A 26,321-nucleotide genomic window follows, 5' to 3' on the forward strand; every position below is an offset into this window, starting at 1 on the left:
GGGGCAGGAACCTGCGCCGACGGGATCAAGAGGTTCTCGGTTTGCCGTCAATGGCCGGTTCTGCATCCTTTGTAGCAGGTGTGGCGCCGGTCAGGTGACGGGCGATGAGCCCGCGGTACCCGGCGGCGCCGAGGCAGGCACCGACGATCGGTGCGAAAACAGGAATCAGGAAATACGGAATGTCGCGTCCGCCGGTGAAGGAAATTTCACCCCAGCCGGCAAAGAAAGTCATCAGCTTGGGGCCGAAGTCACGGGCCGGGTTCATCGCGAAGCCGGTCAGCGGGCCCATCGCGCTGCCGATCACGGCGATCAGCAGGCCGATCAGCAGCGGCGCCAGAGGGCCTTTCGGCAGGCCGTTGTTGTCGTCGGTCAGGGACATGATCACGCCCATCAGGATCGCGGTGATGATCACCTCGACCAGGAACGCCTGGGCGGTCGACAGCACCGGGTTCGGGAAGGTCGAGAACACGCCCGCCAGTTCCAGGCTGGCCGGGGTGCCGCGCACCATGTGGTGGGTCTGTTCGAAATCGAAGAACAGGTTGCTGTACAGCGTGTACACCAACAGCGCGCCGCAGAACGCGCCGGCGACCTGGGCAAGGATGTAGAAGGGCAGCTTGCGCTTGTCGAAGTCGGCGAACAGGGTCAGCGCGATGCTCACGGCCGGGTTCAGGTGCGCGCCGGACACGCCGGCGGTGAGGTAGATCGCCATGCTCACGCCGACGCCCCAGATGATGCTGATTTCCCACAGGCCGAAACTGGCGCCCGCGACCTTGAGCGCCGCGACGCAGCCGGTGCCGAAGAAGATCAGGAGTGCAGTACCCAGAAACTCGGCCAGGCACTGGCCCGAGAGTGATGGTTGCCGTAACGCAGTTGTCATTGAAAACCTCGGTTCTTTTTGTTGTCTGGCGCGGTTGCCGACGGGGCAAGGCGCGATTTTCACCGGGGCAGGATCCCCATCCTGTTCCCGGTCTGCTGCTGGGTGCTGCGGTGAAGACATTTGCTGCATTATTCAGATTCGAAAAAATATAGACAAGAAACACTGCTGTCAAAGGTCGAAAGTGAACCGTCGGTCACAAATAAACTATCAGTCGCATGAATGATCGGGCGGGCGATTTTCCGCCTGCGCGTGAAACGTGTCTGCAGGCCACAGGAATCGTGGCTTGTCGTAGAGCCTTTTGCGCTTCGATGGCCTAGAATCCGGCGCATCGCTTTTTCCTGACCGCCGAGCCTGGAGCTGCCATGACCCCTGCGTTGGACTTGTTGAAAAAAGTTCGTGCCGAACATCGCGTGCACAGTTACGAACATGATCCCAAGGCGGCCTCCTACGGGCTGGAGGCCGCGGAAAAGCTGGGGCTGGATCCGGCTCAGGTGTTCAAGACGCTGCTGGCGGCCAGCGAAAAGGGTGAGCTGCTGGTGGCGGTGGTGCCGGTCGTCGGCAGCCTCGACCTCAAGGGGCTGGCCCACGCGGCGGGGGTGAAGAAAGTCGAAATGGCCGACCCTGCGGCGGCGCAACGCTCCACGGGATATTTGCTCGGCGGCATCAGCCCGCTGGGGCAGAAAAAGCGCCTGCGCACGTTCATCGACAGCTCGGCCCAACCTTTTGCGACCATTTATGTCAGCGCTGGCCGCCGTGGGCTGGAGGTCGAACTGGCGCCGACGGTGCTGGCCGAACACACCCAGGGTCGGTTCGCCGACATCGGCCGCGCGTAAGACGCATCGACTCTGTATGACGGAAATCGGCGGACTCTGTCTCTGGCGCGGAACCGGTCGCCACGGCATGCTCGGCCGACAGACAAAGGGAGAAGGTTATGCAGCTAGCGTTTCATCAGGTCGATGCGTTCAGCGATCGGCCGTTCAGCGGCAATCCGGCGATGGTTTACCGGCTCGATGCCTGGCTTGCGGACGATCTGATGCAGAAGATCGCCGCCGAGCACAACCTGGCGGAAACCGCGTTTCTGGTGCGCGAAGGGCAGGCCTGGCACATCCGTTGGTTCACGCCGACCACCGAGGTTCCGCTGTGCGGCCATGCGACCCTGGCCAGCGCCCATGTGCTGTTCGACATCTATAAGGAAACCGTCGAACGTCTGGACTTCACCTGCAAGTCCGGGCCGTTGAGCGTGAGCCGCGAAGGCGACACGCTGTGGCTGGACTTCCCGGCCATCGAAGCAGTGGAGCGGGGCGTCACCGTGGAGATCGAGCGGGCGCTGAACGTTCAGGCGGTGGATGTCCTGAGTTCCAACGAGTTGATGGTGGTGCTGGAGTCGGAGCAGGCCGTGCTCGACTGCAAACCGGACATGGCCGCCCTGGCCAAACTGCCGTGGCTGGGCGCCATCGTCACCGCGCGGGGCAGCCAGCATGACTTCGTCTCGCGCTACTTTGCCCCGGCCATCGGCATCAACGAAGACCCGGTCACCGGTTCCACCCATTGCAGCCTGATTCCCTACTGGTCCAAGCGGCTGGGCAAAACCCGCCTCACCGCCTGCCAGCGTTCGGCGCGGGGCGGGGAACTGTTCTGCCGGCTGGAAGGCGAGCGGGTGAAGATCGGCGGGCATGCGACGCTGGTGGCCAGCGGCACTTTGACGCTGAAGTAGCCTGCAAGCGATGGCGTCGGCACTGCCGATATCTGGGTGACTGACTCACCGCCATCGCCAGCAGGCTGGCTCCCACAGGGATCACGGTATTCGCAGAATCCCTGTACACCACAATAACCTGTGGGAGCTGCGGTGCGACGACTCGAATTGCCAGCGATAGGGCCGGCACTGCGGAAAAGGGATTGGCTTGATTCAGTGGGCGGTGCTGTACCGCCGCACGCCGCTCTCCAACGCCGGGATCTGCGCCGCCATGCTGCCCGAGGCCTGGAACAGCACCAGGTGTTCGGCGGCTACGCGGATGCCCACATCGGCGCCGACCTGATGATCCTCGTGGCTGGGGAAGATCGATTCCAGCTGCGCGCCGGTCGGCAGTTGCAGGCGGTACAGCGTCGAAGCGCCGAGGAACGTCTTGCCGACGATCCGCGCCTTGAGCGCGCTGTCCGGGGCATGGACGATGTCGTCCGGCCGCAGCAGCACGTCCACCGCGCCGCCCACCGGCCAGGTGTAGGCCCGGTTGCCGCGCAGTTCGCCCAGCTCCGTCTGCACCGACTCCGGACTGCTGAGCTGGCCGCGGATGAAGTAGCCCTGGCCGATGAAGCTGGCGACGAACGGGGTCGCCGGTTCGTGGTACAGGTTGTAGGGCGTGTCCCACTGCTCCAGCCGGCCTTCCTTGAACACCCCGACGTGGTCGCTGACCGCGAAGGCCTCTTCCTGGTCGTGGGTCACCAGGATCGCACTGGTGCCTCGGGCCTTGAGGATGTCCCGCACTTCGCGGCTGAGCTTGCGCCGCAGTTCGCCGTCGAGGTTGGAGAACGGCTCGTCGAGCAGCAGCAACTGCGGCTCCGGCGCCAGAGCGCGGGCCAGGGCGACACGTTGTTGCTGGCCGCCGGACAACTCATGGGGAAAACGCTTGCCCAGGTTCTTCAGGTTGACCAGTTCCAGCAGCTCTTCGGTGACGCGCTCCTTGTGCGGATGCTTGCGGATGCCGAAGGCGATGTTGTCCGCCACGCTCAGGTGCGGGAACAGCGCGTAGTCCTGGAACACCATGCCGATCCGGCGCTTCTCCGGCGCGAGGGTGAAGCCTGCGCTGGAGAGGGTTTCGCCGCCGAGCTGGATTTCCCCTTCGTGCACCGGTTCGAAGCCGGCGATGGCGCGCAGGGTGGTGGTCTTGCCGCAGCCGGAGGAGCCGAGCAGGCAGCCGATGTCACCGGCGTTGAGGTGCAGATTGAGGTTCTGCACCACGCGTTGGTCTTGATAGCCGCAAGCGAGGTTGCGCAGGTTCAGCAGTAATTCATGGCTCATGCGTGGTGATATGCCGGTTCGACGAGGAACTCGAGCAGGGCCTTCTGTGCGTGGAGACGGTTTTCTGCCTGATCCCACGCGACGGAGCGCGGGTCGTCAAGCAGGTCGAGGCTGATTTCTTCGCCGCGGTGTGCGGGCAGGCAGTGCATGAACAGCACGTCCTCGGCGGCCAGGTCCAGCAGGGCCCGGGTGACCTGGAACGGCGCGAACAGCTTGAGGCGCTTGGCGGTCTCCTCTTCCTGGCCCATGGAGGTCCAGACGTCGGTGCTCACCAGGTGCGCGCCGCGCACGGCGTCCTGCGGGTCGCGGACGATGGTCACGCGGTCGCCGGCGCGGGCGACGAATTCAGGGTTGGGTTCGTAGCCTTCCGGGCAGGCCACGCGCAACTGGAAGTCGAACTGGATCGCCGCTTCTATATAGCTGTTGCACATGTTGTTGCCGTCGCCGATCCAGGCCACGGTCTTGCCCTGGATCGAACCGCGGTGCTCGAGGAACGTCTGCATGTCGGCCAGCAGCTGGCACGGGTGCAGGTCGTCCGACAGGCCGTTGATCACCGGCACCCGGGAGTTGGCGGCGAATTCGGTCAGGGTGCTGTGGGCAAAGGTGCGGATCATCACCGCATCGAGCATGCTCGACATGACGATGGCGCAGTCGCTGATGGGCTCGCCGCGACCCAGTTGGGTGTCGCGCGGCGACAGGAAGATCGCCTGGCCGCCGAGCTGGATCATGCCGGCCTCGAAGGAGATCCGGGTGCGGGTCGAGGACTTCTCGAAGATCATCCCCAGGACGCGGTTTTTCAAGGGCTCGAACAGTACGCCGCGGTTACGCAGGTCCTTGAGCTCAACGCCTCGACGGATCACGCTGACCAGCTCTTCGGGCGTGCAATCCATCAGGGAGAGAAAGTGCCTTGCGCTCATCATTGACTACCTTTTTGCTACGGACCGCAGATGCTCAAAGCCTTGTTTTTCTTAACAACGGGCGAGACCTGCGGCGTAAGCCGCACGGGGGCGACGAAATAGGGGAAGGCGCGATATTGACACTAAATGTCGCGTTTTTCCAATAGGCGAAGGTTTTCGCGGAATTCGACGGCGCGATAAGGCCGTCTGGAGTGCGTCGCTTGAACCGGTTCCGGTCGGCAGCGACCCCTTTGTACACTGGCTTCGACGGCCTTGGCAATCAAGCGTGGCGGGGATGGCACGGCCCTGGTCGGTTTGCGGCCGGTGCGTCACCGATCCGTTTGGTCGAATGGATGGGGTGAAACATTTGCTAAAGCAAAGTGCTGGGTTATAAATAAATCACGAGCGACGCAGGAAGCCTCCGCATGGAATCGAAAGAGCAACTGTTAATGGAACTGCTGGGCCACACGGCACGCTCGCTGACCCATCTCACGGCGTCGGTCACCTCGATGTCGTTCGAACTGCTGCGCAGCGACGACGAAGTGATCAGGGCCGCCGGCCGCCACATGATCGATCGCATGGCCACCATCAGCACCGGGCTCGACGAGCACTGGCGGCTGATCGGCGAACTGACCGGCGTGCATGTCGCCCACGAGCAGATCGAAACCATCCAGGAAATCCAGCTGCAGGCCCCGCCGCAGTTGCCGTCCAGTTGACCGTGCGTCGCCATCGGCCCGCCTGATGGGCGTCGATTCACAGGACGAACGTCGCTGGCGGCGGCCCGGATCCCGCGCCATAGTTTTGTTCCCGCGGCCGACAGCGTCCGCCCAGAACAAGACAGAGACTGGCCATGACCAAGACTCTCCACCACCGTGCCTGCCACCTGTGCGAAGCCATCTGCGGCTTGACCATCGAAACCACCGAAACCGACGGCACCGTCGCGATCACCTCGATCAAGGGCGATGCCCAGGACAGCTTCAGCCGTGGCCATATCTGCCCCAAGGCTGTGGCCCTGCAGGACATCCAGAACGATCCCGACCGCCTGCGCCAACCGATGCGCAGGGTCGGCGACGAATGGTTGCCCATCGAGTGGGATGAGGCCTTTGCGCTGGTGGCGCAGCGGCTGGCGGCCATTCAGGAGCGTCATGGCCAGAACGCGGTCGCCGTGTACCAGGGCAACCCCAGCGTGCACAACTACGGGCTGATGACCCACAGCAACTACTTCCTCGGCCTGCTGAAGACCCGCAACCGCTATTCCGCGACGTCGGTCGATCAATTGCCCCATCACCTGTCCAGCCATCTGATGTACGGCCACGGCCTGCTGCTGCCGATCCCGGACATCGACCACACTGCGTTCATGCTGATCCTGGGCGGCAATCCGCTGGCGTCCAACGGCAGCATCATGACCGTGCCCGACGTGGAGAAGCGCCTGAAGGCGATCCAGGCCCGGGGCGGCAAAGTGGTGGTGGTCGATCCCCGGCGCAGCGAGACGGCGGCCATGGCCGACCAGCACCTGTTCGTGCGGCCCGGCGGCGACGCGGCGCTGCTGTTCGGCCTGCTCAACACATTGTTCGATGAAGGCCTGACCCGCGACAGTCATCTGCCGGTCAGCGGCCTGGATGACGTGCGTGCGGCGGTGGCGCCGTTCACCGCCGAAGCCATGAGCCCGCTGTGCGCGGTGCCGGCCCAGCAGATCCGCCGGTTGGCCCGGGATTTCGCGGCTGCGCCCAGCGCCGTCTGCTACGGCCGCATGGGCGTTTCGACCCAGGCGTTCGGCACCGTGTGCCATTGGCTGGTGCAATTGATCAACCTGGTGACCGGCAACCTCGACCGCGTCGGCGGCGCCCTGTGCACGGAACCGGCGGTGGATCTGGTGGCGTCCACGTCCGGCGGGCACTTCAACAAATGGCAAAGCCGCGTGTCGGGGCGCCCCGAGTACGGCGGCGAGCTGCCGGTGTCGGCGCTGGCCGAGGAAATGCTCACCGAAGGCGAAGGCCAGATCCGCGCGCTGATCACCGTGGCCGGCAACCCGGTGCTGTCCACGCCGAACGGCCGTCAGCTGGAGCAGGCGCTGGACGGGCTGGAGTTCATGGTCAGCCTCGACCTGTACATCAACGAGACCACGCGATACGCCGACCTGATCCTGCCTTCGACCTCGGCGCTGGAGAATGATCACTACGACACCACGTTCAACCTGTTCGCGGTGCGCAACGTCACCCGCTTCAACCGGGCGATCCTGCCCAAGCCGCCAGGCGCGCTGCACGACTGGGAGATCTTCGTCGGCCTGGCCAAGGCCTTTGCGCAACGAACCGGCAAGGAACTCAAGCCGACCATGGCGCCGGCGCAGATGATCGACATGGGCCTGCGCATGGGCCGCTACGGCGACGGGGCCGCGCAGAAGCTGTCGCTGGCGACGCTGGCCGACCATCCCCACGGCGTCGACCTGGGGCCGTTGCAGCCTAACCTGGCGGCGCGGCTGAAGACCGCCGACGGTACGATCCAGGCCGCACCGGCGCCGATCCTCGCCGACCTTGCCCGGTTCGCCGCCCAGCGGGCTCCGGCCCCGGATGAGTTGCTGATGATCGGGCGCCGTCATGTGCGCAGCAACAACTCCTGGATGCACAACTTCCATCGGTTGGTGAAGGGCAAGCCGCGTCATCAGTTGCTGATGCACCCGGATGATCTCGCCGCGCGTGGCTTGAGCGACGGGCAACGGGTTCGGGTGAGTTCGCGGGTCGGGCAGATCGAGGTCGAGGTGCTGGGCAGCCTGGACATGATGAAAGGCGTGGTCAGCCTGCCGCACGGCTGGGGGCATGCGCGCCCGGGCGTGCAGATGGCCATCGCCAGCGGCCAGCCGGGCTCCAGCGCCAACGACCTGACCGATGAGTGCCAGCTCGACGAGCTGTCGGGCAATGCGGCGCTCAACGGCGTGCCGGTGACGGTGGCGGCGGCATGAACAAGTCGGCGGGGAGACCGAGCAGGGCGCTCGGGATTCCGTTACAATGCGCCACCGTGCCGACCCATGAGTCGGAAAGTTCAGCCGAGGTGCTCCATGGATATCATCGAAACGATTAAAGAGCAGATTGCCAACAACACCATTCTGCTTTACATGAAAGGCTCGCCGAATGCCCCGCAGTGTGGCTTCTCCGCGAAAGCCGCGCAGGCCGTGATGGGCTGTGGCGAGAAGTTCGCCTACGTCGACATCCTGCAGAACCCGGAAATCCGCGCCAACCTGCCCAAGTACGCCAACTGGCCGACGTTCCCGCAGCTGTGGGTCGCCGGTGAGCTGGTCGGCGGCAGCGACATCATGGCTGAGATGTTCGCCAACGGTGAGTTGCAGACCCTGATCAAGGACGCGTCCGCCAAGGCTGCTGCGGCCAAGACCGACGCTTGATCCTTGCCCGCGGGTTTCGGCCAACGCCGAATCCCGCGAGCCAACAAAAAGCCCCGCCCTCTTTCGAGAGGCGGGGCTTTTTGTTGGCTCGCGTTCAGCAGGCGCTCATTTACTCGTCGTCGCCCATCTGCGACTGGAGGTAGTTCTCCAGGCCGATCTTGTCGATCAGGCCCAGTTGGGTTTCCAGCCAGTCGATGTGCTCTTCCTCGGATTCAAGGATGTCTTCCAGCAGTTCGCGGCTGCCGAAGTCGCCGACGGATTCGCAGTGGGCGATCGCCGCCTTCAGGTCGGCGTGGCCGGTGCGCTCGATCTTCAGGTCGCATTCCAGCATTTCCGGGGTGTTCTCGCCGATGAACAGCTTGCCCAGATCCTGCACGTTCGGAATGCCTTCCAGGAACAGGATGCGCTTGATCAGCTTGTCCGCGTGCTTCATCTCGTCGATGGATTCTGTGTACTCGTGCTTGCCGAGTTTGTTCAGGCCCCAATCTTCATACATGCGTGCATGCAGGAAGTACTGATTGATCGCGACCAGTTCATTGCCAAGGATTTTGTTGAGATGCTGGATGACTGTAACGTCGCCTTTCATGATGGGAGTCCTGCCCTGTAATAGCTGTATATGCGGCAGAGTTTGATCCCGACAACTACGGGTGTCAAACCTAAGTTATTGAATAATATATGAAATTTAATCGGAATAAGAATGTTTGTGTTCTGCGTCTACACGCTAAGCAATTGATTTTCAGGCATAAAAAAACCGGACATATGTCCGGTTCTTCGAATGGGGGGCGTTTATGCGGCGGTAAATTCTACCGGATAGGGGATCGCGGCCTGGGCGGTCTGCAGCTTGGTCAGGGTTTCGCGAACCACTTCCTTCGCCAGGCAAGCGCATTTGCCGCATTGGCTGGCCACGCCGGTGGCCTGGCGGACTTCCTTATAGCTGCAGCAACCTTCATAGATCGCTTCGCGGATCTGTCCGTCGGTGACGCCAGTGCAGAGGCAAACATACATAAGGGATAACCGTCGCTGGTGGTGACTCGATTGCGATGGATCTTAATGTTAACGAGAATGATTGTCAAAGTGCTTTCCCGGGCGTTTTTGACACGGCGACGGATGGCTGACGAACGGCGAAGTGTGGCCCGTTGCCTGCACTGCGCCCGGGCCCGTCCGCGAAAAACCTTTGAGGACAGGACAAACGTGCAGTGTATGATGGTCGGCCCTTGCGAAGAGGATCCGTGTCACAGGGCTGTCGCCTGAGGGTGGCAGGCTGGCCCGGACCCTGAACTTCAAGTCTATACACCAGGAGATATCCATGAGCGTACTCGTAGGCAAACAAGCCCCTGACTTCACCGTTCCGGCCGTACTCGGCAATGGCGAGATCGTCGACAGCTTCACCCTGTCCTCGGCCATCAAAGGCAAATACGGCCTGGTGTTCTTCTACCCGCTGGACTTCACCTTCGTCTGCCCGTCCGAGCTGATCGCCCTGGACAACCGCATGGCCGACTTCAAGGCGCGCAACGTGGAAGTGGTCGCCGTGTCGATCGACTCGCACTTCACCCACAACGCCTGGCGCAACACCCCGGTCAACAACGGCGGCATCGGCCAGGTGAAATACACCATGGCTGCCGACATGAAGCACGAAATCGCCAAGGCCTACGACGTTGAGTCCGAAGGCGGCGTGGCGTTCCGTGGCGCGTTCCTGATCGACGACAAGGGCGTCGTCCGCTCGCAGATCGTCAACGACCTGCCGCTGGGCCGCAACATGGAAGAGCTGATCCGTCTGGTCGACGCGCTGCAGTTCCACGAAGAGCATGGCGAAGTCTGCCCGGCCAACTGGAAGAAAGGCGACAAAGGCATGAACGCTTCGCCTGAAGGCGTTGCCGCTTACCTGACCGAGAACGCTGCCGCCCTGTAAGGCGCAACGTCGAGGCACAAAAAAACCGGCCCTTGTGGCCGGTTTTTTTGTGTGCGGGATTTGTCCGACGCCGATCAGTCGTCGAAGTCTTCCCAGCCGCCCATCTGCTTCCAGCGGTTGACGATGCCGCAGAACAGTTCGGCGGTCTTCTCGGTGTCGTAACGTGCCGAATGCGCTTCACGGCCGTCGAAGTCGATGCCCGCTGCCTGACAGGCCTTGGCCAGAACGGTCTGGCCGTAGGCCAGGCCGGCGAGGGTCGCGGTGTCGAAGCTGGAGAATGGGTGGAACGGATTGCGCTTCATGTCCAGGCGCGCGACCGCCGCGTTGAGGAAGCCCAGGTCGAAGCTGCTGTTGTGCCCCACCAGGATCGCCCGCTTGCAGCCGTTGGCCTTCAGCGACTTGCGCACGCCGCGGAAAATGTCGGTCAGCGCCGTCTCTTCGCTGACCGCCATGCGCAGCGGGTGATCGAGCTTGATCCCGGTGAACTCCAGCGCGGCCGGTTCGACGTTGGCGCCTTCGAACGGCTCGACCCGGAAGAAATAGGTGTGATCCGGGTACACGAAACCCTTTTCGTCCATGGCGATGGTAGTCGCGGCGATCTCCAGCAACGCATCGGTGGCCGAGTTGAAGCCGCCGGTCTCTACGTCGACGACGACCGGCAGGTAGCCGCGGAAACGCGCTGCCATCGGATGGCGTGCGCCGCCGCCCTGACCGTCCAGTTCATCGTCGAAATGGTCTTCACTCACGCGTGTTCCTCCAGCAGGCGCCAGCGCAGTTTTTCACCGGCGCGCAGCGGGATGACGTTCAGCTCGCCGAACGGCAGGCTGGCAGGGGCGGTCCATTCTTCGCGGACCAGGGTGATGCGGTCGGTGTTGGCCGGCAGCCCGTAGAAGCGCGGGCCGTTGAGGCTGGCGAACGCTTCGAGCTTGTCCAGCGCGTTGCGCTGTTCGAACGCTTCGGCATACAGCTCGATGGCGGCGTAGGCGGTGTAGCAGCCGGCGCAGCCGCAGGCGGCTTCCTTGGCGTGCTGGGCGTGCGGTGCCGAATCGGTGCCGAGGAAGAACTTCGCGCTGCCGCCGGTGGCGGCGTCCAGCAGGGCTTCCTGGTGCGTGTTGCGCTTGAGGATCGGCAGGCAATAGAAGTGCGGCCGGATCCCGCCCACCAGCATGTGGTTGCGGTTGTAGAGCAGGTGATGGGCCGTGATGGTCGCGCCGACGTTGGCCGAGGCCTCGTTGACGAACTGCACGGCGTCGCCGGTGGTGATGTGCTCGAACACGACCTTGAGGGTAGGGAAACGCTCGACCACGCGGCGCATGTGCTCGTCGATGAAGATCTTTTCGCGGTCGAACACGTCGACGTCGCCACGGGTGACCTCACCGTGGATCAACAGCGGCATGCCGACTTCGGCCATGGCCTCCAGCGCCGGGAAGATCTTGTCGATGCTGGTGACCCCGGAGTCGGAGTTGGTGGTGGCGCCGGCCGGGTACAGCTTGGCGGCGTGCACGAAGCCGGTGGCCTTGGCCTGACGGATCTCTTCAGGCTGGGTGCGGTCGGTCAGGTACAGCACCATCAACGGTTCGAAGCGGCTGCCGGCCGGGCGGGCAGCGAGGATCCGCTGACGGTAGCCGTCGGCCTCGGCGGCGTTGCGCACCGGAGGTACCAGGTTGGGCATGATGATGGCGCGGCCAAAGGTGCGCGCGACATCCGCAACGGTATTGGTCAACACGGCACCATCGCGAAGGTGGATGTGCCAGTCGTCGGGACGCAGCAGGGTCAGGCGGTCGGACATGAGGGGATTCCAGGCGGGTCAAACTGTAGGGAATGCTACCGGAAAAGACACTTGCAGGCACTCGCTATCAAGTTTTGCGAAAAGCGACCGATAGACATCAGGTATGCCGTAAACATGTGTGTGTCAGTCCTTTTGTAACAGGAACCCATGGAGCCTCCCGTGCGCCAGCGTTATCTAGCCTTGCTCAGTGTGTTCGCCAGCCTTCCGGCGATGGCGCTCACGTACCAGACCCGTCTGGAGAACATTGAGTGGACGGTCGAAGGCGACAAGTTCGAATGCCGCCTGACGCAGCCGGTCACCGACTTCGGCTCGGGGCAGTTCGTGCGCAAGGCCGGCGAGCAGGCGACGTTCCGCCTCAACGCCTACAACGCCATGCTCGGCGGCGGTTCGGCGACGTTGTTGGCGGCCGCCGCGCCGTGGCAGCCGGGCCGCGACGACATCAACCTGGGCACCGTCAGGCTGGGCAGCGGCAACGTGCTGTTCAACAGCTCCCAGGCCCAGGCCGGGCGCCTGATCAGCGGCTTGATGGACGGCCGCAGCCCAGTGGTGCGGCACGCCTCGGGCGATGGCCGGGTCTCGGAAGTGCGCTTGCTGCCGGTGAAGTTCAGCAAGGCGTTCAACGATTACCAGAGCTGCGTGGCCAAACTGCTCCCGCAGAATTTCGATCAGGTCAAGCAATCGCAGATCGGCTTCCCCGGCGAAGGCACCGAGCTGGACGCCGCCGCCAAGGCCAAGCTGCAAGTGATGCTCGAGTACATGAAGGCCGATCCGACGGTCAACCACATCGAGCTCGACGGCCATTCCGACAACAGCGGCAACCGCCTGACCAACCGTGAACTGTCGCGCCGGCGGGCGCTGGCGGTGGTGGATTTCTTCAAGGCCAACGGCATCCAGGAATCGCAGATCACCGTGCGGTTCCACGGCGAACGCTACCCCCTGGTGCCCAACACCAACGCCGCCAACCGGGCGAAGAACCGCCGGGTCAACGTGCACCTGGCGCGGGTCGCGCCGACGACGACCCCGGCCCCTCAGGCCAGCGCACCCGCCAACGCCGCAGCGACGTCCTGACCTGCGGCCCATCGTCGCGCCCTCGACAGATTCTGTCGCTTTGTCGTCTTAAGCTGTCGCGCCTCTGTAAATTATCGCGTTTGAGCGGTAGACTCCTCGGCTTTCCGTACAACCCCGTGGAGTGATGGCATGGCGGACGTAAACAAGGTCGTTCTGGCGTATTCCGGCGGCCTGGACACTTCGGTGATCCTCAAGTGGCTGCAGGATACTTATAACTGTGAAGTGGTGACCTTCACCGCCGACCTCGGTCAAGGCGAAGAGGTCGAGCCGGCCCGCGCCAAGGCCCAGGCCATGGGCGTCAAAGAGATCTACATCGACGACCTGCGCGAAGAGTTCGTGCGCGACTTCGTGTTCCCGATGTTCCGCGCCAACACCGTCTATGAAGGCGAGTACCTGCTGGGCACCTCCATCGCCCGTCCGCTGATCGCCAAGCGGCTGATCGAGATCGCCAACGAAACCGGCGCCGACGCCATTTCCCACGGCGCCACCGGCAAGGGCAACGACCAGGTGCGTTTCGAACTGGGCGCCTATGCGCTCAAGCCAGGCGTGAAAGTGATCGCTCCATGGCGCGAGTGGGATCTGCTGTCCCGCGAGAAGCTGATGGACTACGCCGAGAAGCACGGCATCCCGATCGAGCGTCACGGCAAGAAGAAGTCCCCGTACTCGATGGACGCCAACCTGCTGCACATCTCCTATGAAGGCGGCGTGCTGGAAGACACCTGGACCGAGCACGAAGAAGACATGTGGCGCTGGACCGTCTCCCCGGAGAAGGCTCCCGACACCCCGCAGTACCTGGAACTGACCTACCGCAACGGCGACATCGTCGCGCTGGACGGCGTCGAGATGACCCCGGCCACCGTACTGGCGACCCTGAACAAGATCGGCGGCCAGCACGGCATCGGCCGTCTGGACATCGTCGAGAACCGGTACGTGGGCATGAAGTCCCGCGGCTGCTACGAGACCCCTGGCGGCACCATCATGCTGCGCGCCCACCGCGCCATCGAGTCGATCACCCTGGACCGCGAAGTGGCTCACCTGAAAGACGAACTGATGGCCAAGTACGCCAGCCTGATCTACACCGGCTACTGGTGGAGCCCTGAGCGTCTGATGCTGCAGCAGATGATCGACGCTTCCCAGGTCAACGTGAACGGCGTCGTGCGCCTGAAACTGTACAAGGGCAACGTGATCGTCACCGGCCGCAAGTCCGACGACTCGCTGTTCGACGCCAACATCGCGACCTTCGAAGAAGACGGCGGCGCCTACAACCAGGCCGACGCGGCGGGCTTCATCAAGCTCAACGCGCTGCGCATGCGCATTGCCGCCAACAAGGGCCGCAAGCTGTTCTGAGCCGGCATGAAGCGGTAGCCGTGCCTCTGGGGCACGGCTACCGCTCAGCAAGCCGACTGCACGGCTGACCGGTTCCGGTCAGCCTCCTTCTCCGCTGTTCATTCCATCGCTGCAATGGCGATGCCGCCCGTTCGTTTTCACATCCGCCGGACTATGTCCATTTCTTGCGAGCAAACGTTGTAGACGATGCAGACGGTTCGGTCTGACATTTTCTTGGTCTGTTTCAACGGCTTCGGCGCAGGGCTGCTCAGCGAAACGATTGGGTCGGTGCTGACCAGGAACAGGACGATGCGCCCCGATGTTTTGTCGGCATACGGAATGTTCTCCAGAAGTTTCGCCATGTGTTCGGATGCGTCCAGTTCCCGTGCATCGACGATGTGGAGTGTCTTCATCAGTTTGGGTAATTGCACATAGGGCAGTAAGGTCGGATCAGGCGGCGAGCGTGTTCCCGGGGGATCGTGCGTGGTCTGTGCCTTCGACGTCCCGTCCGTTTCATCCGCCGCAGGTTCCGTCGGGTCGAAGGCCTTCAGGAAACTCTTGTCGTTGCCGAAGTCCGAGGGCGCATAAAGGGAACGGTAGTTGAAGTTGAGCGTGATGAAGAACAGGAACAGCAAGTAAAAGGGAAAACTGATGAGGAACCAGACATAGACTTCGCGTTCGTCGTTGTCGAGAAACGGCAGGGAAACAGCAGCCGAAGTTTCCGATATGAAAGCGAAGATGGCAATGACGCTGATGGGATTGGTGATTTTGTTGCGAAACTTGGTCATATGTTTGTCCTTCAGGGTTTTTGGCAATGGAAGTGTTTTGATCGGGGCGGTTAAGTTGCCTCGAGTCAGAAGTTGATGTGTTTGACGTTTATATTAATTTCAGGGGTGTGGAAATAACCGGCTTGTTTCCTTTTTTATCGGAGACAATCGCCAGGACTCGGAAAAGATCGAGCGAAGGTTAAGGATTCTTACGTTGCGGCGGGAGGACAGGAAGAGCGCGTGGGTCGAGTGAGGCGGCATAAGGGTTTCTCCGGAGAAGTTGATTTTTCCTGAGGTGCATCTTTTTGTAGGAAAAGTCTTTGTTAGGCGTAAGGGATGTCTCTCGCTGCTGATGCGCAGGAACTCTTGCCTGCCATGGGTGAATTGACTGCGCTATTGTGCGGGCTCTAAAAATTCGAACAGCGAACTGGACTTGCCCATGAATAAAGTGCTGATCGTGGATGATCATCCTGTCATTCGTCTTGCGGTGCGAATGCTGATGGAGCGGCATGGCTACGAGATCATTGCCGAAACGGACAATGGAGTGGATGCACTGCAACTTGCCCGCGAACAAATGCCCGATATCGTCATTCTCGATATCGGCATTCCGAAACTGGACGGACTTGAAGTCATTGCCCGGCTGACGTCATCGGCCATGCCGTTGAAAGTGCTGGTGCTGACATCCCAGGCGCCGGGTCACTTCTCGATGCGCTGCATGCAGTCCGGCGCCGCCGGTTATGTCTGCAAACAGCAGGACCTGACCGAACTGCTCAGCGCCATAAAGGCTGTGCTGTCGGGCTACAGCTACTTTCCGAACCAGGCCTTGCACACGGTGCGCACGAGCCTGGGCAACGCCAGCGAAGCGGATATGGTGGATCGTCTCTCGGGGCGGGAAATGATGGTGCTGCAGCAGTTGGCCCGCGGCAAGACCAACAAGGAAATCGCTGACGGCATGTTTCTCAGCAACAAGACGGTGAGCACCTACAAGACCCGTCTGCTGCTGAAGCTCAATGCCCGTTCGCTGGTGGATCTGATCGAGCTGGCGCAGCGCAACGGGCTCGTGTGAGCGTCACGCTGGCTGACAGGGCATGGGCCGATCGGTTTCAGCGTGCGCCGTAAAGTAAAAAGCCTCCGTTGCGGGAGGCTTTCAGGGATCAGTCATCAACGTCGTAATCGAACTCGGCCAGTTGCTTTTGCAGGCGGCGTTCCTCAAGCAGATTGTCGATGGTGCGGCGCTTGCTCAGGTTGGTCTTGGCGACTTCGACCTTCGATTCCGCATCGTCGTCTTCGGTGGCGATGAAGTCGTCTTCTACATCCAGTTGTTCTTTGCCGGTACTCATAAGGTCAACTCCAGGCTAAGACTGCCTTTGGCGCTCCTTATATCGATAAACCGGCGGATGGTAAAAAAGATTTTTTCAATCGAAATATCAACAAAACCAATAGCCGATCAATCGTCGGATGTCTTGTGCTTGTACTCGCACAAATCTTCGATCCGACAGCTTCCGCAGCGCGGCTTGCGGGCCAGGCACACATAGCGCCCGTGCAGGATCAGCCAATGGTGCGAGTCGAGCAGGTACTCTTTCGGCACGAATTTCATCAGTTTGTTTTCCACCTCGACCACGTTCTTGCCGGGGGCGATCCCGGTGCGGTTGCTCACCCGGAAAATGTGGGTGTCCACCGCCATGGCCAGTTGGCGGAACGCGGTGTTGAGCACCACGTTGGCGGTCTTGCGCCCGACGCCCGGCAAGGCTTCCAGCTCTTCGCGGGTCTGCGGGACTTCGCCGCCGTGGCGTTCGACCAGCAGGCGGCAGGTCTCGATCACGTTTTTCGCTTTGCTGTTGTAGAGCCCGATGGTCTTGATGTACTCGGACAGGCCTTCGACGCCCAGGGCATGAATGGCCGCCGGCGTGTTGGCCACCGGGTACAGCTTCGCCGTGGCCTTGTTCACCCCGACGTCGGTGGACTGCGCCGAAAGGATCACGGCGATCAGCAGTTCGAACGGCGAGCTGTAGGCCAGTTCGGTTTTCGGCTCGGGATTGTCTTCGTGCAGTCGGCGAAAGATTTCCAGGCGTTTTGCGGCATTCATGGACGGTGCGATTCCTCGGCGGGGGCGGTGGGGCGAATCAGGGTCTGACCCAAGGCCAGCAGCAATCCCAGCAGGATGAAGGCGCCGGCCGTCAGGGTGAACAGGTGCAGGCCTTCGCCGAACAGCACCAGACCTTGCCAGTGTTCCGAAAGTCGGGCGCCGATGCTGCCCCGGCCGATCAGTTCGCGCAACAGGGCCATCACGGCTATCAGGCCGGCGAACAGGCCGAACGGTTTCAGGCGCGCGGCGGCGGGCCGCAGAAAGAATCCGTGGTGTTCCAGCACGATGCACTGCAGGCCGATCAGGCCGGCGTAGAGGCCGATCATCTGATGCCATTGCACGGACGCGTACTGCACGAGGGTATCGGCGCAACCGGCCAACGTGGCGGCCACCAGCAGGCCGGCCGGCAAGACGCTCGCCTGGGTCAGGCGCGGGCGCAACGCTTGCATGGCCAAGCCATAGAGGCCGACGACGACAACGCACATCAGTACCGTCGCCAACGCGCCGGGCAGCGATCCGGTGGCGCCGAGCAGCAACGTCAGCGCCAATGAGTTGGAGAGTGTCGCGGTTCTGTTCATTCAGCGTTCCCCAGCAGAGCCGCCCGGTGCCCGTCGAAGTAGCGCAACGCATCATGGACGGCGTTCACCGCTGCGCGCGAAGTGACGGTGGCGCCGGCGATCTGATCGAATTGCCCCCGATCCTTTTTCAACGCCCAGCCGGCGTCGTCCGGTGCATCGAGGGACTTGCCCGTGAAGGTCTGCAACCAGGCGTTCGGCCAGTCGCCGATCAGTCCGCCCAACGCCGGCGTTTCGGTTTGCCTCAAGGTTTTCACGCCGATCAGCCTGCCCGAAGGGGCGATCGCGATCAGCCATTCGATCTGGCCGGCATAACCCGTGGCCTGGCTGCGCAGCAGGACGGCGACGGTCTGTTCGCCGCGGGTCGCCCGGTAGGCGCCGGTCAGCGTGCTGTGGCTCAACACCGGGTCAGCCAAGGGCAGCGCCTGCTCCAGGGGGCGATTGTCGTAGCTGTCCGCGGCCAGCACGTCCAGCAGCGTGCGGCTTTCGATCAGCTTCCGTTCGGCGGCGATGCGCGGCGCGCTGAGATCCTGCACCAGCCAGCTCACGCCGGCGCCCGCGCAGGCCAGCAGCGCCAGGGCGATCAGGCTGCCCGTGCGGTTCATGGCGCCACCTGCCGCTGGCGGGCGGTGGCGAAGCGTTCCAGCGCGGGCACGCACAGGTTCATCAGCAGCACGGCAAAGGCCACGCCGTCCGGGTAGCCGCCCCACGTGCGGATCAGGTACGTCAACAGCCCAGCACCGAGGCCGAACAGCAGGCGGGCAAGCGCGCTCCGTGCGCCGGACACCGGTTCGGTGACGATGAAGAACGCGCCCAGCATCGTTGCGCCGCTGAGCAGGTGAAACAGCGGCGAGCCGTGGGAGTCGGATCCCGAGCCGTTCCACCACAGCAGGCTGACGGTGAACAGAGCGACGAGCATGCCGACCGGCGCCTGCCAGCCGATCACCCGCCGTTGCAGCAGGAACAGCCCGCCGGCCAGGAACGCCAGGTTGACCCACTCGGCCGCGCGTCCGCCGAACCGGCCGAAAGCGGGATCGGCGGCGAACAGTTCGTCCGTGGTCAGGCTCTTGTTGATGCGCAGGCTGTCCAGCACGGTGGCCTGGGCCCAGGCGTCCGGCGCCCTTGCCGGGCTGAACACCGGGGTCAGGGCGCTCGACAGATCCATGCCGTGGCCCGGCCAGTGCGTCATCGACAGGGGAAACATCACCATGGCCAGCGCAAAACCGAGCATGGCCGGGTTGAACGGGTTGCGGCCGACGCCGCCGTACAGGTGCTTGCCGAACAGCAGGCCGGTGGCCATCGCCGTGACCGTCAGCCACCACGGGCAGTACGGGGGCAGGGCGGCGGTCAACAGGGTGGCGCTGACCGCAGCGCTGCCGTCGGCGAGCGTCGGCAGCACCGGTTGCCGACGCAGGCGCAGCACCGCGGATTCGACGGCCCAGGCAGTGGCGACGCACAGGAGCAAGTTGATCGCCACCCCCCAGCCATAGAACCAGAACAGCGCCAGCAGCCCCGGCAACGTGGCCAGCAGCACAAGCTTCATCGCCTCCTGCAGGCGAGTGTCCGGGGTTTCAAGGCGCGGCATGGGCGTTTACCTGACGTTCGGCTTCCTCCAGGCGGGCGCGGGCCTTGTCGAGGAGGTCGGGGGCGGTGTCGGCGCGTCTTTGCAGTTTGTTGAGGTCGGCCCGGGCGTAGGCCAGTTCGGTCTTCAATTGACGGAGCTGGCTGTCGATCGGCCGTTTTTCGGTGCGCACGAGGTCGGGCAGCGGTTGTCCGCTGGCGTCCTCGGCCGCATGCAGGGCCTGTTCGGCGTCGCGCAGGGCCTGTTCCAGGACGGCGATCTCTTGCGGCGGCGCATCCGCCGCCTGGGCCTTCTTCAGTTCGGCGCGGCGCATCGCCAACTGAATTTTCGCCCGTTTCAGCTCTGCGTCTTTCGCCGGAGCCGGGGCAGGAGCCGCAGGGACGGCGTCGCTGGTTTCCAGGGCCGCCAACGCCTGCTCGGCCGCCTCGAACTGCCGTTGCAGCACGATCAGTTGCGACTGTTGTTCGAACGTCGGCGGATGACCGAAGGCTTTCAGTGATTTGTTCAGTTGGGCGCGGCTCATGGCCAGGTCGATCTTGGCCTTTTTCAGCGCCGCATCGGCAGTGGCGGCCTTCTGGGCGCGCACCCGCTCAAGCGCGGTCTGCACCGGATCCGCTGCGGCGGCCTGCGCTTGCGCCGCGCGCTGGGCCCGGGCTTCGCGTTCGGCCTGGCGTTGTTGCTCTTCGTGCAGCAGCCGGGCATTGCGGCGCTGGTAGCGTTGCCGGGCGTGGTCGCGTTTGGCGGTGCGCGCCTGGCGCTCTTCGGGGCTGGCGGCCAGTCCGCCGACCACCGCCAGGGTTCCCGCCGGCAGCGGATGCATGTCGATGCAGTCCACCGGGCAGGGCGCCACGCATAGGTCGCAGCCGGTGCACTCGTCGACGAGCACCGTGTGCATGAATTTCGCGGCGCCGACGATGGCGTCCACCGGGCAGGCCTGGATGCACTTGGTGCAGCCGATGCATTCGGCCTCGCGGATGAAGGCCACTTGCGGCGGCGCGGTGCCGCGGCTGACGTCCAGTTCCAGCACCGGGATGTTCAGGAGTTCAGCCAGGGCCGCGACGGTTTCGTCGCCGCCCGGCGGGCAGCGGTTGATCGGCTCGCCGCCGGCGATGCCTTCGGCGTAGGGCTTGCATCCGGGATGGCCGCACTTGCCGCATTGGGTCTGGGGCAGCAGGGCGTCGATGCGTTGAATCAGACTCATGTTTTGATCAGTCCGCTGAATCCGAGAAAAGCCACCGCCATCAGTCCGGCGCCGATCAACTGGATCGGCAGGCCGCGAAAGGGCAGGGGAACATCATTGCCGGCGGTTCGTTCGCGCAGGTCGCTGAACAGGCTCAGCACCAGCCAGAAGCCCAGGCCGGCGCCCAGGCTCAGCGCCATCGCATGAAACAGGCCTTTGTCCGCCTGGGCGTTGCTCAGCGTCAGGCCCAGCGCGCCGGCATTGCCCAGCATCAATGGCCACAAGCCGTCGAAAGGCAGTGTCGGCAACCCGCGGGCCAGCAGCTTCAGCAACGGAGCGATCGACAGCACGCACAGGGGCAGAAACGCGAAAAGACGCAGGCCCTCCAGGTGCAGCGGCACCAGCAGCCATTGCCAGAGCGCCTGGGCGACAGTCCCGGCCACCAGCATCAGCACCAGCGTCGCCAGGCCCAGCGCATGCACCTGGCGTCGCTCGCCCGCCAGCGCCGGATCGACGCCCAGCGGCCAGTTCAACACGAAGTTGTTGAGCAGCGCAGCACTGAAAATCACAAGCACGAGGTCGGTCATGGCGTTGCCGGCAGGTCAGGCGGATGTCCCTTAAGGTTAGGCATTATCCGGCGCCGGTGGAGGGCGGGCCAGACATGAAAAATCCCACAGGCGCACGGGGCACGCCTGTGGGATCGGCCGGTGCGCAACCTTATTTGATGCGCTGGCCCGGCTTGGCGCCGCTGTCCGGGCTCAGCAGGTAGATCTCTTCGCCGCCGGGGCCGGCGGCCATCACCATGCCTTCGGATATGCCGAACTTCATTTTCCGCGGCTTGAGGTTGGCGATCATCATGGTCAGGCGGCCGTCCAGCTTGGACGGATCCGGGTAGGCGCTCTTGATCCCGGAGAACACGTTGCGTTGCTCGTCACCGATGTCCAGGGTCAGGCGCAGCAGCTTGTCGGCGCCCTCCACGTGTTCGGCCTTGACGATCAGGGCCACGCGCAGGTCGACGGCGGCGAAGGCGTCGAACTCGATTTCCGGCGACAGCGGATCCTTGGCCAGTTCGCCGTTGCCGGCAGGTGCGGCGGCGCCGGTGTCGGTCTGGCTGGCGGTCAGGTCTTCCTTGGAGGCGTCGGTCATGGCTTGCACTTTTACCGGGTCGATGCGGGTCATCAACGGTTTGAATTCATTGAGCTGGTGGTTGGCCAGCAGCGTGGCGTGGTCGTTCCAGGTCAGCGGCGCGACGTTGAGGAACGCCTCGGCGTCGGCGGCCAGCAGCGGCAGCACCGGCTTGAGGAAGACCACCAGTTGGCGGAACAGGTTGATGCCGGTGGCGCAGATCGCCTGGACCTCGTCCTGCTTGCCTTCCTGCTTGTTCAGCGACCAAGGCGCCTTGTCGGCGATCCAGGCGTTGGCGCGGTCGGCCAGGGCCATGGTCTCGCGCATGGCGCGGGCGAAATCGCGGGCCTCGTAGGCGTCGGCGATGCTCGGCGCGGCGGCCAGGAACGCGTCGGTCAGCTCCGGCGCGGCGTTGGCGCCGACCATCACCCCGGCGTTGCCCTTATGGATGAAGCCTGCGCAGCGGCTGGCGATGTTGACCACCTTGCCCACCAGGTCGGAGTTGACCTTCTGCACGAAGTCTTCGAGGTTCAGGTCCAGGTCGTCGACGCCGCGGCCGAGCTTGGAGGCGTAGTAGTAGCGCAGGTATTCCGGCGACAGGTGATCCAGGTAGGTGCGCGCCTTGATGAAGGTGCCGCGGGACTTGGACATCTTCTGGCCGTTGACGGTCAGGTAGCCGTGCACGTTGATCCCGGTCGGCTTGCGGTAGCCGGCGCCTTCGAGCATGGCGGGCCAGAACAGGGCGTGGAAGTTGACGATGTCCTTGCCGATGAAGTGGTACAGCTCGGCGGTGGAGTCCTTGCCCCAGAAGGCGTCGAAGTCCAGCGCAGGCGTGCGGTCGCACAGGTTCTTGAAGCTGGCCATGTAGCCGATCGGCGCATCCAGCCACACGTAGAAATACTTGCCCGGCTCGTCCGGGATCTCGAAGCCGAAGTACGGCGCATCGCGGGAGATGTCCCACTGCTGCAGGCCGGCGTCCAGCCATTCGGCGATCTTGTTGGCCACCGCGTCCTGCAGGGTGCCGCTGCGGGTCCAGGCCTGCAGCATCTGCTGGAAGTCAGGCAGCTTGAAGAAGAAGTGCTGGGAGTCCTTGAGCACCGGGGTGGCGCCGGAGATCGCCGACTTCGGATCCTTCAGGTCGGTGGGGGCGTAGGTCGCGCCGCATTTTTCGCAGTTGTCGCCGTACTGGTCTTCGGTGCCGCACTTGGGGCAGGTGCCCTTGATGAAGCGGTCGGCCAGGAACATTTTCTTGTCCGGGTCGAAGTACTGGGTGATCGAACGCGTGGCGATGTGCCCGGCGTCACGCAGCTTCAGGTAGATCTGGCCCGACAGCTCGCGGTTCTCTTCGGCGTGGGTGGAGTGGAAATTGTCGAAGTCCACCAGGAAGTCGGCGAAGTCGGCGCTGTGTTCGGCCTGGACGTTGGCGATCAGCTGTTCCGGGGTGATGCCTTCCTTTTCCGCGCGCAGCATGATCGCCGAACCGTGGGCGTCGTCGGCGCAGACATAGATGCACTGATTGCCGCGCTGCTTCTGGAAGCGCACCCACATGTCGGTCTGGATGTATTCCAGCATGTGGCCAAGGTGGATCGAACCGTTGGCGTAGGGCAGGGCGCTGGTGACGAGGATCTTGCGTGGCTCGGACATGGGGGCATCGCTACTTGATGAAACGGAGGTCGGCCACTATAAATCGCCGGCGAAGATATTTCACCCCTGCAAATGTTTGCCGGACATGCCGTCCGCACGGCAGAAGGGGTAGGATAGCCGCCATCTTTTCCCAGTCTTGCTACCGGAGTTGCCCATGAGCGCCGTCACCCGCGAAGCGGTGGAAGCCGTCCTTCGCCAATACACCGACCCTTACCTGAACCAGGATCCGGTCAGCGCCGGTTGCGTGCGCGACATCGAGATCCAGGGCGACCGCGTCAGCGTCCGGCTGGAGCTGGGCTACGCCGCCGGCCTGTTCAAGAGCGGCTGGGCGCAGGTGCTGCAGATGGCCATCGAAGGGCTGGACGGCGTGACGGGTGCCCGTGTCGAGATCGCCAGCGTGATCGCCGCGCACAAGGCCCAGGCGCAGATCCCGGGCCTGGCCAACGTCAAGAACGTGATCGCCGTGGCGTCCGGCAAGGGCGGCGTGGGCAAATCCACCACGGCCGCCAACCTGGCGCTGGCGCTGGCCCGCGAAGGCGCCAAGGTGGGCATTCTCGACGCCGACATCTATGGCCCGAGCCAGGGCATCATGTTCGGCATCCCCGAGCGCACCCGCCCTGAGGTCAAGGACCAGAAGTGGTTCGTGCCGCTCAAGGCCCATGGCGTGGAAGTCATGTCGATGGCGTTCCTGACCGACGACAACACGCCGATGGTCTGGCGCGGCCCGATGGTGTCCGGCGCGCTGCTGCAACTGGTCACGCAGACCGCCTGGGGCGACCTGGACTACCTGGTGATCGACATGCCGCCGGGCACCGGCGACATCCAGCTGACCCTGGCGCAGAAAGTCCCGGTGGCCGGCGCCGTGATCGTCACCACGCCCCAGGACCTGGCGCTGCTGGATGCCCGCAAGGGCGTGGAGATGTTCCGCAAGGTCAACATCCCGGTGCTGGGCGTGGTGGAGAACATGGCCGTGCACATCTGCTCGAATTGCGGGCATGCCGAGCATCTGTTCGGCGAAGGCGGCGGCGAGAAGCTTGCGACCCAGTACGGCGTCGAACTGCTGGCCTCGTTGCCGCTGTCGATGGTCATCCGCGAGCAGGCCGACGGCGGCAAGCCGACGGTGATCGCCGAGCCGGAGAGCCAGATCGCCATGGTCTACCAGGACCTGGCCCGCCATGTCGGCGCGCGGATCGTGCTGCAGGAAGCGGCGACCCCGGCGATGCCGAACATCACCGTCAGCGACGACTGACCGAACCGCCACGCCGCAGGGCTTTCCTGCGGCGCTTGGGCTGACGCCATCGCCAGCAGGGCTGGCTCCCACCTTGATTGCGGTCGTTCGCAAACCTGCGTGCACCGCGCAACCTGTGGGAGCCAGCCTGCTGGCGATGGCATCAACCCAGATGCACCGACCGGCCGCCTAGTGCGGTGACGTCAGATCCGCAACCCGCCATCCATCTCCAGGATCCGCCCGGTGTAGTAGTCGTTCTCGAAGATGTAGGCCGCCGAGTGGGCGATCTCTTCCGGCTTGCCCATGCGCTTGAGCGGAATGCCCGAGGTCATCTTCTCCAACGCTTCGGGTTTCATGCCCAGGGTCATTTCGGTCTCGATGAAGCCCGGCGCGATGCCGGCGACGCGGATGCCGTAGCGCGCCAGCTCCTTGGCCCAGGTCACGGTGGCGGCGGCGACACCGGCCTTGGCGGCGGAATAGTTGGTCTGGCCGACGTTGCCGGCGCGGGAGATCGACGAGATGTTGATGATGGCGCCGCCGTTCTTCAGCTCGACCATCTTCGCCGCCACTTCACGGGTGCACAGGAACACGCCGGTCAGGTTGACGTCGATCACCGCCTGCCACTGGGCCAGGGTCATCTTGGTCATTTCGCCGTCCTTGACCTTGAGCAGCAGCCCGTCGCGCAGGATCCCGGCGTTGTTGATCAGGCCGTGGATCGCGCCGAAGTCATCGGCGACCTGGGCGACCATGTGCGTCACTTGCTCTTCGTCCGCGACGTTGCACAGGTAGCTGCGCGCCTCGACGCCCTTGGCCTTGCAGGCGGCGACGGCGGCGTCGAGCTTTTCCTGGTTCAGGTCCACCAGCGCCAGCTTCGCGCCCTTGCCGGCGAAGTACTCGGCCATGGAACGGCCCAGACCCTGGCAACCGCCGGTGATAATGATTACTTTGTCAGTGAGTTGCATGCGCGTGCCCCCGATGGCAGGTCAAAGTGGTGTCCTTTTGGGGCCTCTGGATCTGCACCGGCCGCAGCGAGGTTGCACATCAGAATTGCCCGTCGGCGTGGCCGGGACTTGACCCGGGCGCCCGTCCGTTTTTATGACGGAAATTATTAAAGGAGTCATAAATTGAGCGTTGAAGCGGCTAAGCATGCCCGAGAATTGCTTCTCAAGGAATACCGTGGAGTGCTCTCGACCCACTCCAAGTCGATGCCCGGTTTCCCGTTCGGCTCCGTGGTCCCCTACTGCCTCGACGACCAGGGCCGGCCGCTGATCCTGATCAGCCGCATCGCCCAGCACACCCACAACCTGCTGAAGGATCCCAAGTGCTCGCTGCTGGTGGGCGAGCGCGAGGCCGAAGACGTGCAGGCCGTCGGTCGCCTGACTTACCTGGCGGAAGCGGAAAAGCTTGCGGACGAAGCCGCCATCGAAGCCGCCGCCGAGCGCTACTACCGCTATTTCCCTGACTCGCAGAACTACCACAAGGCCCACGACTTCGACTTCTGGGTGCTCAAGCCGGTGCGCCACCGCTACATCGGCGGCTTCGGCGCGATCCACTGGGTCGAGCACCTGACGCTGGCCAACCCGTTCGCCGGCCAGGCCGAAATCAGCATGGTCGAGCACATGAACAGCGACCACGCCAAGGCCATCGCCCATTACGTCGACCTCGCCGGCCTGCCCAAAGGCGCACCGGCGCAGATGGCCGGGATCGACACCGAGGGCATGCACCTGCGCATCGGCCAGGCGTTGTACTGGCTGCCGTTCCAAGCACCTTGCAACACGCCGACACAAGTCCGCGAAGCCTTGGTTTTCCTGGCCCGCGCCGAACATTGGCCGAAAAATGCGCCCGCCGGCGCTTGAATT

28 protein-coding genes are annotated in these 26,321 nt (G+C 63.6%); 11 read left to right on the top strand and 17 right to left on the bottom strand.

The genetic code is table 11. The annotated features are described in order from the left end of the window. Window positions 1-25: 25 nt before the first annotated feature. On the bottom strand, window positions 26-877 hold the full coding sequence (locus CAG29_RS04190) for an MIP/aquaporin family protein (protein ID WP_085580216.1): 852 nt from the start codon (window positions 875-877) through the stop codon (window positions 26-28). 362 nt (window positions 878-1,239) lie between these two features. On the opposite strand from CAG29_RS04190, the gene ybaK reads away from it, so the two are divergent. Both ybaK and CAG29_RS04200 read left to right on the top strand, forming a co-directional pair. Next, entirely contained in the window at window positions 1,240-1,710 is a 471-nt protein-coding gene (gene ybaK, locus CAG29_RS04195) for a Cys-tRNA(Pro) deacylase (RefSeq protein ID WP_085636540.1), read from the top strand. A gap of 98 nt (window positions 1,711-1,808) precedes the next feature. After that, window positions 1,809-2,591 carry a PhzF family phenazine biosynthesis protein gene (locus tag CAG29_RS04200; protein ID WP_085580220.1) on the top strand — a complete coding sequence of 261 codons (783 nt, stop codon included), beginning with the start codon at window positions 1,809-1,811 and terminating at the stop codon, window positions 2,589-2,591. 192 nt (window positions 2,592-2,783) lie between these two features. Here CAG29_RS04200 and CAG29_RS04205 read toward each other — a convergent pair whose 3' ends face one another. Then, complete coding sequence (locus CAG29_RS04205) at window positions 2,784-3,893, bottom strand: ABC transporter ATP-binding protein (RefSeq protein WP_085629460.1); 1,110 nt, start codon at window positions 3,891-3,893, stop codon at window positions 2,784-2,786. Then, window positions 3,890-4,810 carry an ornithine carbamoyltransferase gene (gene argF / locus CAG29_RS04210; RefSeq protein WP_085580224.1) on the bottom strand — a complete coding sequence of 307 codons (921 nt, stop codon included), beginning with the start codon at window positions 4,808-4,810 and terminating at the stop codon, window positions 3,890-3,892. Before argF ends, CAG29_RS04205 begins: the two co-directional genes overlap by 4 nt. A gap of 404 nt (window positions 4,811-5,214) precedes the next feature. On the opposite strand from argF, the gene CAG29_RS04215 reads away from it, so the two are divergent. The 3 genes from CAG29_RS04215 to grxD all read left to right on the top strand — a co-directional run bounded on the left by CAG29_RS04215 (window position 5,215) and on the right by grxD (window position 8,183). Further along, window positions 5,215-5,505: a hypothetical protein gene (locus CAG29_RS04215; RefSeq protein WP_085580226.1), complete on the top strand. Its 291-nt coding sequence runs from the start codon at window positions 5,215-5,217 to the stop codon at window positions 5,503-5,505. A 134-nt stretch (window positions 5,506-5,639) separates the two neighbouring features. Next, entirely contained in the window at window positions 5,640-7,745 is a 2,106-nt protein-coding gene (locus CAG29_RS04220; RefSeq protein ID WP_085580228.1) for a molybdopterin oxidoreductase family protein, read from the top strand. 96 nt (window positions 7,746-7,841) lie between these two features. Next, window positions 7,842-8,183: a Grx4 family monothiol glutaredoxin gene (gene grxD / locus CAG29_RS04225; protein WP_085580230.1), complete on the top strand. Its 342-nt coding sequence runs from the start codon at window positions 7,842-7,844 to the stop codon at window positions 8,181-8,183. Window positions 8,184-8,292: 109 nt separating this feature from the next. On the opposite strand, the gene bfr is transcribed toward grxD, so the two are convergent. Both bfr and CAG29_RS04235 read right to left on the bottom strand, forming a co-directional pair. Next, the gene (gene bfr, locus CAG29_RS04230) at window positions 8,293-8,769 is read right to left on the bottom strand and encodes a bacterioferritin (RefSeq protein WP_085693889.1); all 477 of its coding nucleotides are present in this window, start codon (window positions 8,767-8,769) and stop codon (window positions 8,293-8,295) included. Window positions 8,770-8,969: 200 nt separating this feature from the next. Then, window positions 8,970-9,188: a bacterioferritin-associated ferredoxin gene (locus tag CAG29_RS04235; protein ID WP_003227725.1), complete on the bottom strand. Its 219-nt coding sequence runs from the start codon at window positions 9,186-9,188 to the stop codon at window positions 8,970-8,972. A 301-nt stretch (window positions 9,189-9,489) separates the two neighbouring features. Between CAG29_RS04235 and CAG29_RS04240 the strand changes: the two genes are divergently transcribed. Then, complete coding sequence (locus tag CAG29_RS04240; protein WP_085580234.1) at window positions 9,490-10,092, top strand: peroxiredoxin; 603 nt, start codon at window positions 9,490-9,492, stop codon at window positions 10,090-10,092. Window positions 10,093-10,166: 74 nt separating this feature from the next. On the opposite strand, the gene rnt is transcribed toward CAG29_RS04240, so the two are convergent. Continuing rightward, complete coding sequence (gene rnt / locus CAG29_RS04245) at window positions 10,167-10,838, bottom strand: ribonuclease T (RefSeq protein WP_085580236.1); 672 nt, start codon at window positions 10,836-10,838, stop codon at window positions 10,167-10,169. After that, window positions 10,835-11,881 carry a dihydroorotase gene (gene pyrC / locus CAG29_RS04250; RefSeq protein WP_085580238.1) on the bottom strand — a complete coding sequence of 349 codons (1,047 nt, stop codon included), beginning with the start codon at window positions 11,879-11,881 and terminating at the stop codon, window positions 10,835-10,837. Before pyrC ends, rnt begins: the two co-directional genes overlap by 4 nt. 159 nt (window positions 11,882-12,040) lie before the next feature. Here pyrC and CAG29_RS04255 point away from each other — a divergent pair, with 159 nt between their 5' ends. Together CAG29_RS04255 and CAG29_RS04260 are read left to right on the top strand one after the other, a co-directional pair. Continuing rightward, window positions 12,041-12,949, top strand: coding sequence for an OmpA family protein (locus tag CAG29_RS04255; protein ID WP_085580240.1), 909 nt, complete (start codon window positions 12,041-12,043; stop codon window positions 12,947-12,949). A gap of 129 nt (window positions 12,950-13,078) precedes the next feature. Next, the gene (locus CAG29_RS04260) at window positions 13,079-14,296 is read left to right on the top strand and encodes an argininosuccinate synthase (protein WP_085580242.1); all 1,218 of its coding nucleotides are present in this window, start codon (window positions 13,079-13,081) and stop codon (window positions 14,294-14,296) included. A 137-nt stretch (window positions 14,297-14,433) separates the two neighbouring features. Here CAG29_RS04260 and CAG29_RS04265 read toward each other — a convergent pair whose 3' ends face one another. Next, complete coding sequence (locus CAG29_RS04265; protein ID WP_085629463.1) at window positions 14,434-15,063, bottom strand: hypothetical protein; 630 nt, start codon at window positions 15,061-15,063, stop codon at window positions 14,434-14,436. A gap of 418 nt (window positions 15,064-15,481) precedes the next feature. On the opposite strand from CAG29_RS04265, the gene CAG29_RS04270 reads away from it, so the two are divergent. Then, window positions 15,482-16,108 (top strand): response regulator transcription factor, encoded by a 627-nt coding sequence (locus CAG29_RS04270; protein ID WP_085580246.1) that lies wholly within the window; start codon window positions 15,482-15,484, stop codon window positions 16,106-16,108. 88 nt (window positions 16,109-16,196) lie between these two features. Here CAG29_RS04270 and CAG29_RS04275 read toward each other — a convergent pair whose 3' ends face one another. The 8 genes from CAG29_RS04275 to metG form a co-directional block, all read right to left on the bottom strand. Beyond that, a complete protein-coding gene (locus tag CAG29_RS04275; RefSeq protein ID WP_085580249.1) occupies window positions 16,197-16,382 on the bottom strand; it encodes a PA3496 family putative envelope integrity protein in 186 nt (61 codons plus the stop codon). Between the two features lie 107 nt (window positions 16,383-16,489). Next, entirely contained in the window at window positions 16,490-17,128 is a 639-nt protein-coding gene (nth, locus tag CAG29_RS04280; protein WP_085580251.1) for an endonuclease III, read from the bottom strand. After that, window positions 17,125-17,706: an Rnf-Nqr domain containing protein gene (locus CAG29_RS04285; RefSeq protein WP_085693890.1), complete on the bottom strand. Its 582-nt coding sequence runs from the start codon at window positions 17,704-17,706 to the stop codon at window positions 17,125-17,127. The genes nth and CAG29_RS04285 overlap by 4 nt, the downstream gene beginning before the upstream one ends. Further along, window positions 17,703-18,308, bottom strand: a complete 606-nt coding sequence (locus CAG29_RS04290; protein ID WP_085693891.1) for an RnfABCDGE type electron transport complex subunit G — start codon at window positions 18,306-18,308, stop codon at window positions 17,703-17,705. Before CAG29_RS04290 ends, CAG29_RS04285 begins: the two co-directional genes overlap by 4 nt. Further along, window positions 18,305-19,288, bottom strand: a complete 984-nt coding sequence (locus CAG29_RS04295) for an RnfABCDGE type electron transport complex subunit D (protein ID WP_085693892.1) — start codon at window positions 19,286-19,288, stop codon at window positions 18,305-18,307. Before CAG29_RS04295 ends, CAG29_RS04290 begins: the two co-directional genes overlap by 4 nt. After that, the gene (rsxB, locus tag CAG29_RS04300; protein ID WP_085693893.1) at window positions 19,275-20,486 is read right to left on the bottom strand and encodes an electron transport complex subunit RsxB; all 1,212 of its coding nucleotides are present in this window, start codon (window positions 20,484-20,486) and stop codon (window positions 19,275-19,277) included. Before rsxB ends, CAG29_RS04295 begins: the two co-directional genes overlap by 14 nt. Then, window positions 20,483-21,052 (bottom strand): electron transport complex protein RnfA, encoded by a 570-nt coding sequence (locus tag CAG29_RS04305; protein WP_085580261.1) that lies wholly within the window; start codon window positions 21,050-21,052, stop codon window positions 20,483-20,485. The genes rsxB and CAG29_RS04305 overlap by 4 nt, the downstream gene beginning before the upstream one ends. Before the next feature lie 130 nt (window positions 21,053-21,182). Next, on the bottom strand, window positions 21,183-23,234 hold the full coding sequence (gene metG / locus CAG29_RS04310) for a methionine--tRNA ligase (protein ID WP_085580263.1): 2,052 nt from the start codon (window positions 23,232-23,234) through the stop codon (window positions 21,183-21,185). A gap of 154 nt (window positions 23,235-23,388) precedes the next feature. Here metG and apbC point away from each other — a divergent pair, with 154 nt between their 5' ends. Beyond that, a complete protein-coding gene (gene apbC, locus CAG29_RS04315) occupies window positions 23,389-24,483 on the top strand; it encodes an iron-sulfur cluster carrier protein ApbC (RefSeq protein ID WP_085693894.1) in 1,095 nt (364 codons plus the stop codon). 182 nt (window positions 24,484-24,665) lie between these two features. Here the strand turns inward: apbC and CAG29_RS04320 are convergent, their stop codons facing one another. Then, window positions 24,666-25,424 (bottom strand): SDR family oxidoreductase, encoded by a 759-nt coding sequence (locus CAG29_RS04320; RefSeq protein WP_085580267.1) that lies wholly within the window; start codon window positions 25,422-25,424, stop codon window positions 24,666-24,668. Between the two features lie 162 nt (window positions 25,425-25,586). On the opposite strand from CAG29_RS04320, the gene CAG29_RS04325 reads away from it, so the two are divergent. Continuing rightward, complete coding sequence (locus CAG29_RS04325; RefSeq protein WP_085629474.1) at window positions 25,587-26,318, top strand: HugZ family protein; 732 nt, start codon at window positions 25,587-25,589, stop codon at window positions 26,316-26,318. Window positions 26,319-26,321: the final 3 nt, after the last annotated feature.

The organism is Pseudomonas sp. B7(2017), assembly GCF_002112745.1.
Taxonomy (GTDB): Bacteria; Pseudomonadota; Gammaproteobacteria; order Pseudomonadales; family Pseudomonadaceae; genus Aquipseudomonas; species Aquipseudomonas ekonensis.

What these genes read in the sequence shown, in the direction of transcription:
- CAG29_RS04270 (WP_085580246.1), top strand. Translation starts at nt 15,482, where the DNA reads ATGAATAAAGTGCTGATCGTGGATGATCATCCTGTCATTCGTCTTGCG.
- CAG29_RS04265 (WP_085629463.1), bottom strand. Translation starts at nt 15,063, where the DNA reads ATGACCAAGTTTCGCAACAAAATCACCAATCCCATCAGCGTCATTGCC.
- grxD (WP_085580230.1), top strand. Translation starts at nt 7,842, where the DNA reads ATGGATATCATCGAAACGATTAAAGAGCAGATTGCCAACAACACCATT.
- rsxB (WP_085693893.1), bottom strand. Translation starts at nt 20,486, where the DNA reads ATGAGTCTGATTCAACGCATCGACGCCCTGCTGCCCCAGACCCAATGC.
- CAG29_RS04320 (WP_085580267.1), bottom strand. Translation starts at nt 25,424, where the DNA reads ATGCAACTCACTGACAAAGTAATCATTATCACCGGCGGTTGCCAGGGT.
- CAG29_RS04200 (WP_085580220.1), top strand. Translation starts at nt 1,809, where the DNA reads ATGCAGCTAGCGTTTCATCAGGTCGATGCGTTCAGCGATCGGCCGTTC.
- CAG29_RS04260 (WP_085580242.1), top strand. Translation starts at nt 13,079, where the DNA reads ATGGCGGACGTAAACAAGGTCGTTCTGGCGTATTCCGGCGGCCTGGAC.
- CAG29_RS04190 (WP_085580216.1), bottom strand. Translation starts at nt 877, where the DNA reads ATGACAACTGCGTTACGGCAACCATCACTCTCGGGCCAGTGCCTGGCC.
- CAG29_RS04205 (WP_085629460.1), bottom strand. Translation starts at nt 3,893, where the DNA reads ATGAGCCATGAATTACTGCTGAACCTGCGCAACCTCGCTTGCGGCTAT.
- CAG29_RS04295 (WP_085693892.1), bottom strand. Translation starts at nt 19,288, where the DNA reads ATGCCGCGCCTTGAAACCCCGGACACTCGCCTGCAGGAGGCGATGAAG.
- argF (WP_085580224.1), bottom strand. Translation starts at nt 4,810, where the DNA reads ATGAGCGCAAGGCACTTTCTCTCCCTGATGGATTGCACGCCCGAAGAG.
- CAG29_RS04215 (WP_085580226.1), top strand. Translation starts at nt 5,215, where the DNA reads ATGGAATCGAAAGAGCAACTGTTAATGGAACTGCTGGGCCACACGGCA.
- nth (WP_085580251.1), bottom strand. Translation starts at nt 17,128, where the DNA reads ATGAATGCCGCAAAACGCCTGGAAATCTTTCGCCGACTGCACGAAGAC.
- CAG29_RS04290 (WP_085693891.1), bottom strand. Translation starts at nt 18,308, where the DNA reads ATGAACCGCACGGGCAGCCTGATCGCCCTGGCGCTGCTGGCCTGCGCG.
- CAG29_RS04240 (WP_085580234.1), top strand. Translation starts at nt 9,490, where the DNA reads ATGAGCGTACTCGTAGGCAAACAAGCCCCTGACTTCACCGTTCCGGCC.
- bfr (WP_085693889.1), bottom strand. Translation starts at nt 8,769, where the DNA reads ATGAAAGGCGACGTTACAGTCATCCAGCATCTCAACAAAATCCTTGGC.
- pyrC (WP_085580238.1), bottom strand. Translation starts at nt 11,881, where the DNA reads ATGTCCGACCGCCTGACCCTGCTGCGTCCCGACGACTGGCACATCCAC.
- metG (WP_085580263.1), bottom strand. Translation starts at nt 23,234, where the DNA reads ATGTCCGAGCCACGCAAGATCCTCGTCACCAGCGCCCTGCCCTACGCC.
- CAG29_RS04220 (WP_085580228.1), top strand. Translation starts at nt 5,640, where the DNA reads ATGACCAAGACTCTCCACCACCGTGCCTGCCACCTGTGCGAAGCCATC.
- CAG29_RS04285 (WP_085693890.1), bottom strand. Translation starts at nt 17,706, where the DNA reads ATGAACAGAACCGCGACACTCTCCAACTCATTGGCGCTGACGTTGCTG.
- ybaK (WP_085636540.1), top strand. Translation starts at nt 1,240, where the DNA reads ATGACCCCTGCGTTGGACTTGTTGAAAAAAGTTCGTGCCGAACATCGC.
- CAG29_RS04235 (WP_003227725.1), bottom strand. Translation starts at nt 9,188, where the DNA reads ATGTATGTTTGCCTCTGCACTGGCGTCACCGACGGACAGATCCGCGAA.
- CAG29_RS04305 (WP_085580261.1), bottom strand. Translation starts at nt 21,052, where the DNA reads ATGACCGACCTCGTGCTTGTGATTTTCAGTGCTGCGCTGCTCAACAAC.
- apbC (WP_085693894.1), top strand. Translation starts at nt 23,389, where the DNA reads ATGAGCGCCGTCACCCGCGAAGCGGTGGAAGCCGTCCTTCGCCAATAC.
- CAG29_RS04275 (WP_085580249.1), bottom strand. Translation starts at nt 16,382, where the DNA reads ATGAGTACCGGCAAAGAACAACTGGATGTAGAAGACGACTTCATCGCC.